Annotated in this window: 9 protein-coding genes, 1 tRNA gene and 1 pseudogene (1 of these 11 running past the window's edge); 7 read left to right on the top strand and 4 right to left on the bottom strand. The window is 49.6% G+C overall.

Going from position 1 to position 11,567, the window contains the following annotated elements:
• Positions 1–786: 786 nt before the first annotated feature.
• The 3 genes from umoC to HMPREF3119_RS01920 form a co-directional block, all read right to left on the bottom strand.
• Positions 787–1,206 (bottom strand): lysozyme inhibitor LprI family protein, encoded by a 420-nt coding sequence (umoC, locus tag HMPREF3119_RS01930; protein ID WP_049240961.1) that lies wholly within the window; start codon positions 1,204–1,206, stop codon positions 787–789.
• Between the two features lie 69 nt (positions 1,207–1,275).
• Positions 1,276–3,153, bottom strand: a complete 1,878-nt coding sequence (locus HMPREF3119_RS01925; RefSeq protein ID WP_070578166.1) for a glycoside hydrolase family 3 protein — start codon at positions 3,151–3,153, stop codon at positions 1,276–1,278.
• Positions 3,154–3,645: 492 nt separating this feature from the next.
• Positions 3,646–4,089: a PACE efflux transporter gene (locus HMPREF3119_RS01920; protein WP_004242064.1), complete on the bottom strand. Its 444-nt coding sequence runs from the start codon at positions 4,087–4,089 to the stop codon at positions 3,646–3,648.
• Positions 4,090–4,196: 107 nt separating this feature from the next.
• Here HMPREF3119_RS01920 and HMPREF3119_RS01915 point away from each other — a divergent pair, with 107 nt between their 5' ends.
• From HMPREF3119_RS01915 to HMPREF3119_RS01890, 7 genes and pseudogenes are all read left to right on the top strand, one after another.
• The gene (locus tag HMPREF3119_RS01915; protein WP_004237043.1) at positions 4,197–5,093 is read left to right on the top strand and encodes a LysR family transcriptional regulator; all 897 of its coding nucleotides are present in this window, start codon (positions 4,197–4,199) and stop codon (positions 5,091–5,093) included.
• A gap of 41 nt (positions 5,094–5,134) precedes the next feature.
• Positions 5,135–5,761: an ATP-binding cassette domain-containing protein gene (locus HMPREF3119_RS01910; RefSeq protein ID WP_036417914.1), complete on the top strand. Its 627-nt coding sequence runs from the start codon at positions 5,135–5,137 to the stop codon at positions 5,759–5,761.
• Between the two features lie 79 nt (positions 5,762–5,840).
• On the top strand, positions 5,841–7,421 hold the full coding sequence (locus HMPREF3119_RS01905; protein ID WP_070578164.1) for an alpha/beta hydrolase-fold protein: 1,581 nt from the start codon (positions 5,841–5,843) through the stop codon (positions 7,419–7,421).
• Positions 7,422–7,502: 81 nt separating this feature from the next.
• Positions 7,503–8,939: an alkaline phosphatase gene (phoA, locus tag HMPREF3119_RS01900; protein WP_015422431.1), complete on the top strand. Its 1,437-nt coding sequence runs from the start codon at positions 7,503–7,505 to the stop codon at positions 8,937–8,939.
• A gap of 343 nt (positions 8,940–9,282) precedes the next feature.
• Positions 9,283–10,938, top strand: coding sequence for a Na/Pi cotransporter family protein (locus tag HMPREF3119_RS01895; RefSeq protein ID WP_004237049.1), 1,656 nt, complete (start codon positions 9,283–9,285; stop codon positions 10,936–10,938).
• A 9-nt stretch (positions 10,939–10,947) separates the two neighbouring features.
• Positions 10,948–11,061: pseudogene (locus tag HMPREF3119_RS18610) on the top strand (GNAT family N-acetyltransferase); the annotation flags it as partial.
• A 179-nt stretch (positions 11,062–11,240) separates the two neighbouring features.
• Positions 11,241–11,501 carry a DUF1435 family protein gene (locus tag HMPREF3119_RS01890; protein ID WP_004237051.1) on the top strand — a complete coding sequence of 87 codons (261 nt, stop codon included), beginning with the start codon at positions 11,241–11,243 and terminating at the stop codon, positions 11,499–11,501.
• A gap of 36 nt (positions 11,502–11,537) precedes the next feature.
• Here the strand turns inward: HMPREF3119_RS01890 and HMPREF3119_RS01885 are convergent.
• A tRNA-OTHER gene (locus HMPREF3119_RS01885) sits at positions 11,538–11,567 on the bottom strand (it continues 46 nt past the right edge of the window).

Below are 11,567 nucleotides of genomic sequence, written 5' to 3'. Positions count from 1 at the left end.
GCTTTTTTGCGTTTGGGTGAAAAGAAAAATTATTCTGAATCCACTTCTCTCCGGATATCCTTTTATTAAAAAAGTCACCACGTGCCAGATACCAGACTCCCCGAACAATTCCCGGTAACCGGGAAATTCAGAACGCACTATCTTGTGGGCAAACTCTGCCGGGAGTCCTGGGTTCATGCAGCAGCTACAAATACCGGAAAAGCTGGCCTGATAAGCCGGATGGCTGGCGGGTTATATTACGCCGTCAGATACAGGAACTTCATAATATTAGTCATCGAAAGAAGTTTCAGTATTGGATAGCAGACTCATGAAAGCGCCCGGGCTGATGAACTGTCCGCAGCCTGCTCATCGATATGGTTTCCCGGCGAACAGGCCGGGCAGACCAGAGTGGTATTTATAAAGACATCTTTGCCATCCCTTTATCCCTCTGAATACAAAAAATCAGATAATTAATCGCCTTCCCGGAATCTGACTGTGACCAGAAAAATAATTCCGTTTGTATTTTATCTGTCATCATGATGATATTTTCATCATCATCCTGATAATCAGGTTAATAATGGTAGTCTGCAGATAATATAGATACTTATCTTAGTTGTTTCAGGAAAAGACAGAGGGTACGGCTACACAAGAGTAATAAATATTGCCGGGGATGACATCTGCAGGATAGGCTGTGTGAAATCAGTGAAAAAAACAGCAGATAATGAATTGACCGGGATGCTCTGTGGTGGAAATGCATTGGCCGGTATTTCTGTGCCGGAATAACGTTATCTGCTGTTTTTCTGTGAATTAATTTTCCTGTAACTGTTTTATCCGCCAATTTGTCAGGTCAATCTGGCAGGCTTTCATGATATCACCGGCACCACTACCGCCGAGAGTTGCATCATAGCGATACCGGCACTCAGCATCGCGGAAAGTAATAAAGGCGGAATGTGACAAATTCAGTGACTGAATAGCTTTTTTACTTCCGGCTGAATTGAGTGATGCAATTTCCTGTTTTTGCTGTGTCAAAATCGTATTCAGGCGGGTATCTGCTGCTTTCAGCTTTGCACCCAGGCAGCCTGCAATTTTTGTCCGTGGTGCATCCCCGACAGACTGATAGCATTGTTCCAGCGGACTTAATCCTTTCTCTTCCGCCACCGTTACAGCGGAAAAGCTGATGCTCAGACCGACGATACCCAGTATTACAGCAGTGCGGGATAAATTCATGCTTATTCCTTATTTCAATCCTGTTCGTTACTGTCCGGCTGACAGATGAAGACTCCGGCAGATGTATTTCTAATCCTGCTTATCATAGGTTTCCCCTGTGCCATAAGGGTATAAAATAATACCACTTTCCGGGTCTTTAATATCTGCGGGTAACCGTCCGGTGGGATAATTAAGGGGGCGGGCGTTTTTACCGGAGAATAACGTCCGCAAGCCGCTCCGGATATTCGTTTCCAGTGCGTTACGCTGACCATTTGTAATATCAAATCCGGTAATACCATAGATAGCAATATTGGCTTTTACATTACTCAGACTCGCAATATCGTATGGATCCCGTGAAGATATCACGACTAAGGGAATGCCTGCATCATTAGCGGAGTTGATGATAAATTGTGCATTTGTATCACGTTCCCGCAGGTTGTAAGTGACCAGTAAAATAATATCCTGCCCGCTGATCATGGTGCTGATTTTCTTTTCAGAGAGCGTTTTCTTATCTGTTTTTATTTTTTGTGCAGTGACATGAATACGGGTTTCCGTTTCCCGTGCAATATCATTCAGATGCTTTTTAATTAACTGATTACGGGGATATTCATCGGAGATTACCAGAATTTTATTTTCCGGTTTCAGTTGGTAAGGCAGGATACCGTCATTTGTTATTATGGTAACGGCCTGTTCAGATACCTTATTTTCCTGATTTTTATGCTGTACTGAGGCGACAATTTGCTGTGCTTTCACCGGATCCGCAGGTGCTCCGCTGATGGCTTTATTCAGCTTCATCAGAACCACCCGTTTTGCGGATTCATCAATACGTTGCTGCAGTTCCGGGTTTTTCTGTACCTGTTCATCCAGATAGCGATATAAATTATCAAGGCGCTTAACTGCTTCTTCATCCCACATTTTTACCGGCATCAGGATAATATCGGCGCCTGCAGACAGGGCGTGCTCAACGGCAAAATTGAGATCAAAGTTATCAGTGATGGCTTTCATATCCATGGCATCCGTAATTATCAGCCCCTGAAAATGAAGTTCTTTGCGTAATATGCCGGTCAGGATAGGTTTTGATAATGTGGCTGGTGTACCTGCTTCTGAACCGTCACGGGTTTTTATTTTTGTGTCATCCAGTGCCGGAACAATAATATGTGCAGTCATAACCGCATCTGCACCATGTTGCAGCGCATAAATAAATGGCGGTAATTCTGTTTGCCGCCAGGTTTTTTCATCTGATGTGACAACCGGAAGGGCGACATGTGAATCTGCAGAGACATTGCCGTGTCCGGGGAAATGTTTCAGAGCAGTGATAAGTCCGTATTGATGAATACCACGGATATAGGCGGCTGACAGGATTTCTGTCAGCTCTTTTCTGTCAGAATACGCCCGTACACCAATAACCGGGTTATTTTGATTATTATTGATATCCACAACCGGGCCAAAATTCATATTAAATCCCAGTGCAGATAACTCACTGCCATGAATTTCACCGGTTAGTCTTGCTGAATCCGGGTCACGTGTAGCTCCGAGAGCCATATTTCCGGGCATTTCTGTACCAACCCGCAGCCGGGTTATATAACCACCTTCCTGATCAGTGCTGATAAATAACGGAAGACGGTAACGGGAAGACTGAATATCATTGATCAGTTTTACTGTCTGGGGGGTGTTAATTAAATTTTCCCTGAATAATACAATGCCACCTAACCGGTAACGATAGATAATATCTTTGATATCGTTATTTATATTGATCACGGGAACAGGAACCGGACTCCGGAATATATCCCAATAGCGAAAATCAAGCATCATCAGCTGACCAATTTTTTCTGTCTGACTCATGGATGCAACAATGTTTTCTGCTGCCCTTTCCGGTTCTTTTTTCAGTGCATCGATATCTGAAGGAGTCAGTGGTGCTGCGATAATTTGAAAACTGAATAATATAAATAACAGCAATACCTTTTTCATAATGACATCCTTTTCATGATGTTTTCAGCTGTTTATTGTGGCCGGTTATTTTTATTTTCTGAGCTATCAGATTGCTGATAGTTCTTTTCATCCTGATAGCTCCATCCGGCGAATTTTTACTCTGATTTCTGTTTGTCAGCAGGATATAACGGTCAGATAAGGAAATCAAAAAATGATGCAAAAAACAGCACTGCAAATGTCATCTGCGGCGTACTTTTAGTGAATTCAATGACAGCTTCAGCGGCGATAACCTGACCGGTATCAAGCCGGGCGCAGGTGATGACGGGAAGCGGATTCCCGGTCAGGGCAGGATGTTGTTGATCCTGATTAAACGGTTGAGTGAATTGAAATTAATAAAGGTAATGCTGAATTTAAACTAACCGGAAATAGTGGTATGGCTGGTTTGGGGATTAAATATTAGTTTTTAATTTTTGTTTTTATCAGATAAAAAGCCATGCCGTTTCACCGGTATGGCTATTTTTAATATTATTATTAATGTGTGGCTGTCTCTTTCCGGGGCAATGCGGAAGCCGGAACTCCGAATAGTTTGTCAAACGCCCAGTTAAAGAAAAATGTGTAGATCGGGATAAAAATAATCAGGGCAAAATCCAGCAGGAAAGCCTGTATTAAACTGACCGATAACCACCATGCAATCAGCGGAATAAGGAAAACCACCAGTGTCAGCTGAAACAGAACGGCGTGTACGAATCTGCGGCGGAATGTCCGGATACGGGAAATCTGGCGGGATTCCCAGAATTCAAACAATGTATTAAAGATAAAATTCCAGCTGACGGCGATGGTGGTAATTGCCAGCGCCAGCGGCCCGGTTACACCGGCTGAATTACCGGAGAGTATGGCCAGCGCAACTGATGAAATGACCCAGCCGATGAGCTCGTAAGCGGTGATAAAGACCAGTTTTCGTTTTAAACCCTGCATATTGATATCCTGCTGCTGTTTACTGTGAAGAATGCAGGGAAAGTAAATCAATAGAGATGATAATAAAAGTCAGCTACTATCAGATTTTCTGACAGGCCGGAGGGTATATGCCGTTTAACAGTGATAACTTGCAGCTTTTTCTGACGGTGCTGGAGAAAGGATCATTTTCAGCCGCCGCAAGAGCGCTGTACCGCGTGCCGTCAGCGGTCAGTATGGCGGTCAGTAATCTGGAAGCTGAACTGGGTTTTGCACTGTTTGAACGTTCGGGCAGGGCACCGGTACCGACAGAAAGAGCCCTGGCGCTGGCACCGTATGCCAGAGAGATAACGGATAAAATTCATCAGCTGAATGTGTTTACCCGTGAACTGACGCAGGACGTGGAGAGCACACTGGCGGTGGGGGTTGCAACCTGTGTGAATCCGCAGGATCTGTTTTCTGCACTGCAGATACTGAATCAGCGTTATCCGCTGCTGAAAACGGAAATTTTATCCGGGTCACAGGATGACATTCTGCCATTGCTGCATCAGGGGCGGATCCAGCTGGCACTGGTTTTCGGCGGGCTGTATGTGGATCCGCGCGAGCAGTTTCACTGTATCGGTCATGAAGCCCTGGTGGCCACCATTTCAGCCACGCATCCTTCTTTATCACAACAACAATCTGTTTATATTGAGGATTTGGTACAGGCAAAACAAATCGTTATTGCCAGTCTTCACCATTCTCTCACTGATGTGCGTTCACAGATGGCGACGAAAACCTGGCAGACTGATAATTTTTCGGTGGCGCTGGGACTGGTTAAAGCGGGTATCGGCTGGGGGAATCTGCCGGAATCCATGATCCGGGCGGAAGTGGCGTCCGGAACACTGAAAGTCCTGTCATTCCGCAATACCCGCAACGGTCTGGTTCTGCCGGTGCATATTGTCAGCCGGAAAGGGGATGTGCTTAAACGTGGTGCTCAGGAGTGCATCGGGCTGCTGACGGAAAGCCGTGTGTCTGCGGGAAATTAGTTGTTATGATAACGGGATAAATCAGCAGAGAGGAAAAGCGTATGTTTGAAATCCGCGATTTACAGGTTATCCAGGGCGGAAAAACATTGTGGGACGGCCTTTCTTTCCGGCTGAATGCCGGTGAGCGTCTGGGGATCTCCGCACCCAGCGGGTTCGGGAAAACAACGCTGGGGCGGGTCCTGGCACAGTGGCAGCAACCGCATGCCGGGGAACTGCTGCTCGACGGCAAACCGCTACCGAAAGCCGGCTATTGTCCGGTACAGCTGGTACCGCAGCATCCTGAGAAGTGTTTTAATCCGTACCGTACGACCGGTGCCGGGTTATATGATGCCTGGAAACCGGATGCGGAATGGCTGGAAAAGCTCAGCATTGAGCCTCACTGGCTGGAACGTCGTCCGGATGAGTTGTCCGGCGGGGAACTGGCGAGAATCGCACTGCTGCGGGCGTTAGATCCGCGTACCCGTTTCCTGATCGCCGATGAGGTGACCGCGCAACTGGATGCACATATTCAGGCACAGATCTGGCAGGTGCTGATTGAAGAATCAGAGAAACGGCCGCTCGGGCTGGTGGTATTCAGTCACAATAAGGCGTTGCTGGAAAAGGTCTGCACATCGGTATGGATTGCCGGGGAGCCGGAAGAGGGCCTGCTGTCTGATGTGGCAGTTTGACTTTTCCGTCCGGTGGCATAAAAATACGAAGCTGATAAATAATAATGATAATTATTACTGATTTTGAAGGATCAGCGACGTGAAAAAAACTCTGCTTTGCTGCGCGGCATTTTCTGCATTTTCCGCGCAGGCCTCTTCTTCCTGTCAGTCACTTTCCGTTCCGGATGAAAAACAGACGATGACGATTACCGGCACATTTGATCACAACGGACAGGCCTGTGTGCAGTTGCCGTTGTCAGAAAAACAGGTAGTGATTGCGGAAAGTGAGAATATCCGTGATTTGTCACTCTATGACAGTCAGATGACACCCCGCCGGACGCTGCTTACCGACAATCCTGTCACAGAAATGCAATCTGTGACATTCACATTACCGTTTGATGACACCTGGACACTGACCTCACAGGGGATACCGGGCTCTGAATGGAAGTTGGCGCTTACTAACTATCCGTATCAGCCGGTAGCTGAAAACATCTCCCTGCCGGTGGACAGTGTGCGCCTGCAACAGCTGATAACGCTGGTTAACGGGGGCGATACCTCGGCTTTCTGGCAGGCGGTGACAGAAACCCCGTTGGTTGAGGAGTATGACGAGCACCACAAGCGGATCACGTTTCTCTGGCGTGGTGCAAAAGTGAATGCTTACATACTTGGCGCACCTTCCGGACAGCATGATCCGATGGCCAGATTGAATGATACCGATATCTGGTATCGCTCCTACATTGTTCCCGCAGAGACTGTCAGTCAGTATAAAATTGCCCCGGATATTCCGCAGCTTGACAGTTCCGTTGAAGGTGCCCGCCGTAAAGCGCTGCTGAGCACGGCACAGGCGGATCCGCGTAACCCGCTGAGTGCGGGTGCCGACGGGGCAGATGAATTTAATCGCCATGCCATTATTGCGTTAGATAACAACAGAGTGTGTGATTTCTGGGCGCCCGGACAACAACCGGTTTTTGGTACGGTGACGCTGCATCAGCTGCACAGCGATATTCTGAATAATCAGCGGGAAATTGCGGTGTATACCCCGCCGGAGCCGGGTGCGGAGCCCTGGTTGCTGGTGTTGTTTGACGGGCAGATATACCGCAAAAACTATCATATCGTCACATTTATTGATCAGTGGGTGAAGCGCGGGGAAATCCCGCCGCTGTATGTGGTGATGGTGGACAGTATCAGCAGTGAGCAGCGCGGCAAAGAGTTGCCGCCGAATGAGCAATTCCCGCAGTTTCTGGATAAAGAGCTGATGCCGTGGCTGGCACAGCAGGGTATTAATATCCCGGCGGGGCGGACCATTGTTTCCGGTAGTAGTTACGGCGGCCTTGCGTCTTCCTGGAATGCGATGAAATTACCCCACCGTTTCGGTAATGTGCTGAGTATGTCCGGCTCTTACTGGTGGTCACCGGAGGGAGAGCCGCCGGAATGGCTGATTCGCGAGTTTGCAGGTACTCACAAACTTCCGCTGCGGTTTTTTCTTGAGGCCGGTGTGTTTGAAACCCGTGCCGGTGCCGGCGGGATTTTGCATAACAACCGGGCGCTGTATCAGGTTTTACAGGAAAAAGGTTACGAGGTTACCCGTGAGGAGCGCCCGGGTGGGCATGACTATGTCTCATGGTGCGAAACCTTGCATTCCGGGCTGATGCATCTGACTGACACAAAGAGGTCACAATAGTGTCACGCTGATGTCATAAGAGCGGATTAGGCTGTCCTGCGTTGATAACTGACTATTTTATTAATGACAAGGATTCTGCTCATGCTTCATGCGACGATGAAAACACGGGTTGCAGCTGCCGTTCTGGCACTGCTGACAGGCTCTGCATTACCGGCAGTTGCAGCGGGGAATGCAGATGCCATTCTGGCACAGGATCGCGCCGCCAAAGGCAATATCACGGAGTTCGGCGGTGCGCGACGTCTGTCATCCGATCAGACTGAGGCGCTGAAAGCGGCTATCGGTCAGACCAAAGCAAAAAATGTGATTCTGTTTATCGGCGACGGTATGGGGGATTCCGAAATTACCGTGGCGCGTAACTATGCAGAAGGCGCGGGTGGCGTGTTTAAAGGAATTGATTCCCTGCCGCTGACCGGCCAGTACACCACGTATGCGCTCGATAAGAAAACACAGAAACCGAATTATGTTACTGACTCCGCTGCCTCTGCGACTGCCTGGGCTTCCGGGGTGAAAACCTATAACGGTGCGCTGGGCATTGATGTTACCGGCAAACCGCACACCACCATTCTCGAGCTGGCAAAGAAAAACGGCAAAGCGACCGGGAATGTCACCACATCTGAAATTCAGGATGCCACACCAGCCGCACTGATCTCACATATCAGTCAGCGTAAATGCTACGGCCCGGAAGAAACCGCAGAGCGCTGCAGTGCGGATGCACTGGAAAACGGCGGATTGGGCTCCATCAGTGAACAACTGCTGAATGCCCGTGCGGATGTCACGCTCGGCGGCGGTGCGAAGAGTTTCCGCCAGACAGCCAAAGCCGGGGACTATGCAGGTAAAACCCTGGAAGAGCAGGCAGCGGCACGTGGTTATCTGGTTGTGAAAGATGCCAAATCGCTGGCGGATGTGAAAGCGGCAAATCAGGATAAACCGGTGCTCGGATTATTCAGTGACGGCAATATGGAAGTGGCGTGGGAAGGTCCGAAAGCCTCCTACCGCGGCAACCTCGACAAACCTGTCGTGGAGTGTAAGCCAAGTTCAAAACTGGATCCGAATGCTCCGACACTGGCTCAGATGACTGAAAAAGCCATTGATCTGCTTAAAGATCATGAAAACGGCTTCTTCTTACAGGTGGAAAGCGCCTCTATCGATAAACAGGATCACGCGGCAAACGCCTGCGGCCAGATCGGCGAAACCGTTGCACTGGATGAAGCGGTACAAATCGGTATGGAATACGCGAAAAAACATGGTGATACGCTGGTGATTGTGACCGCTGATCATGCTCATTCCAGCCAGATTATTGAAGCGGATGTAGTCTCACCGGGTCTGACTCAGGCACTGCTGACCAAAGACGGCAGCGTGATGGCAGTTAACTACGGTAACTCGGAATCAGATTCGCAGGAGCATACCGGTGCCCAGCTGCGTGTGGCGGCATACGGTCCGGGGGCGGCGAATGTGGTGGGTCTGACGGATCAGACAGATTTGTTCTTCACCATGCGGGACGCGATGGAGCTGAAGTAATCTGCGGTACCTGATATTCACACTGTTCTGAAGTGCTTTTCTTCATGTTGATTGCATCATTTTGCTGATTTCAGCAGTGGCTGCCGCCGGTACTCTGTGCCGGCGGTTTTTTATTATTTTTTGTAACATGATGATTTTTGAAATATATTTACCATAAGGTATACTTATCCGATGTCCCAGCTCCGGGGCAGACATCCTGTATTCCGTAAGACTGTGTGTTTTATGCGATTTTTTATTCTGATGGTGGCGGTGTTTATTACCATTATCACATTGTGACACAGTGCCTGTGTGATATACCGTTGATCTGATCGTTTTAACGGGACCTTATGCTGACGAAAACACTATGCTGACATTACTCCATCTTCTTTCATCGGTTGCGCTGCTGGTCTGGGGGACACACATTGTCCGGACAGGAATTATGCGTGTTTTCGGTGCGGATCTGCGGCGACTGCTCGGAAAGAGCATCCGGAAAACATCACGGGCGTTTCTCGCCGGTCTGGGGGTGACTGCGCTGGTGCAGAGCAGTAATGCCACCGCATTGCTGGTGATTTCGTTTGTGGCACAGGGCATGATAGCGCTGCCGCCCGCCCTGGTGATTATGCTGGGGGCGGATGTCGGGACGGCGCTGATGGCACGGGTGCTGACGTTTGATCTCTCCTGGCTCTCACCTCTGCTGATCCTGGCGGGGGTTACTACGTTTCTGAGTCAGAAAAAGAGCCGGACCGGGCAACTGGGGAGGGTCGGTATCGGGCTGGGTCTGATTATCCTGGCGCTTCAGCTGATTGTGGCTTCCGCAGAACCGATCACACAGGCGTCCGCTGTTCAGGCTATTTTCACCTCACTGAGCGGGGATGCGGTGCTGGCGCTACTGGTGGGCGCACTGTTCGCCATGGTCAGCTACTCCAGCCTGGCGGCGGTGCTGCTGACGGCCACACTGAGTGCCACCGGCCTGGTGCCGCTGCATATCAGTCTGGCGATCGTCATCGGCTCTAACCTCGGCAGCGGCTTCCTGGCCATGCTGAGCAGCCGCGGTCAGAATGCGGTTGCGCGTCAGGTGGTGCTCGGCAGTATGCTGTTCAAACTGATTGGCTGTGTGCTGGTGCTGCCGTGGGTGAAACCGCTGGCGCTCTGGGTCGGCCAGTACAATCTGCCGGCGGCGGAAGTCGTTATTTATTTCCATGTGGTCTATAACCTGGTCCGCTGTGTGCTGATGCTGGCACTGGTGAAGCCGATGGCACGGCTGTGTCAGCGTCTTATCGCCGAACCGGAGGCGGAAGAGGACAGCGCAGCGCCCCGTTATCTGGATCAGAGCGCGCTGGATACTCCTTCTCTTGCGCTGGCTAATGCGGTACGGGAAACCCTGCGGCTGGGGGATGTGATTGAGCAGATGCTTCAGCGTTTTGACAGTCAGCTGGCGGGTAAAGGTGAGCAGAAACGGCTGATCAGCCACCTGGAAGAAGAAGCAGAGATGCTGCACAGCAGTATCAAACTCTATCTGGCGCAGTTACAGCAAACCGAACTGGGGGAAAGTGATTCCCGGCGCTGGGCGGAGGTGATTGATACCGCGATGTCACTTCAGCAGTCCTCCCTGATTATCGGGCGGATGTCCCACGATGTGGCGAATCAGACGGCGGATCCGCAGCGTGTTTTCTCGAAAGACGGCTACAGTGAACTGACCACCATGATGTCACGGCTGCAGAATAACCTGAATCTGGCGATGTCGGTATTTGTTTCCGGGGATGTGGATAATGCACGGCGGCTGCGCCGGGCAAAACACCGGTTCCGTCTGCTGAATCAGCGTTACTCTTTTGCTCATGTGGAGCGGCTGCATGTCAATAATCTGCAGAGCATCGGCAGCAGCCGGTTACATATCGGGCTGCTGGGGGATATGAAGCGTCTGAACTCGCTGTTTTGCTCTGTGGCCTATCATGTGTTAGAAGGTGTCGCAGATATAAAAACAGAGACAACAAATGATGACACTTCTCACGAGACAGCTTGAACGGCAGGAAATACCGTGCATTTTTATCAGCATCTGGGATGTGAACTGATCGCAAAGCCGGATCCGGCGCTGTTTGCCCTGGAACCGGAAGACATTCATTTTGTGTCTCTTTTCCGGAACTGATCATTTAACACATTAATATCTGTTCAATTTATAGACGCATTAATTATAGGTGTATGATTTTCAGGTATATAACCATGCGCCTTTTTTGCATTTTATGCGAAAAAGCGGTTGCAACAGGCGGCAGATTATTTATGATAACAGTAATGATTCTCATTTCGTTATTGTAAGGAGTGGCTGTGATGCAAATCAAACACCCGCTTTCATCGTTTTTCTGGCAGCAGTTAACCGGGGTCGGTGGCATGATGCTGGCGCTGATACCGGTCGTGTTGTTTTTATCACAGGGGCATGAACAGGATGCTGCCCGTATTGCATTAGCAGTGGTGATTCTGCTGACAATGCCGATGCTGTATAACCGCGTATTGCGTCATTTCCTGCTGATTCCGGCAGGGATTGCATTCGTTTTGGGAAGTCTGCTCTGGTTCGAGCATCTGAGGATGTGATATCCGGGAAGTGATGTCAGAAGATTGTCATAACAGTGGTGCGAAGGGGGGGACTTGAACCCCCAC

Origin of the sequence: Morganella sp. HMSC11D09 (genome assembly GCF_001807955.1) — a bacterium.
Lineage (GTDB): Bacteria > Pseudomonadota > Gammaproteobacteria > Enterobacterales > Enterobacteriaceae > Morganella > Morganella morganii.
This window is presented reverse-complemented; position numbering and strand designations above follow the sequence as displayed.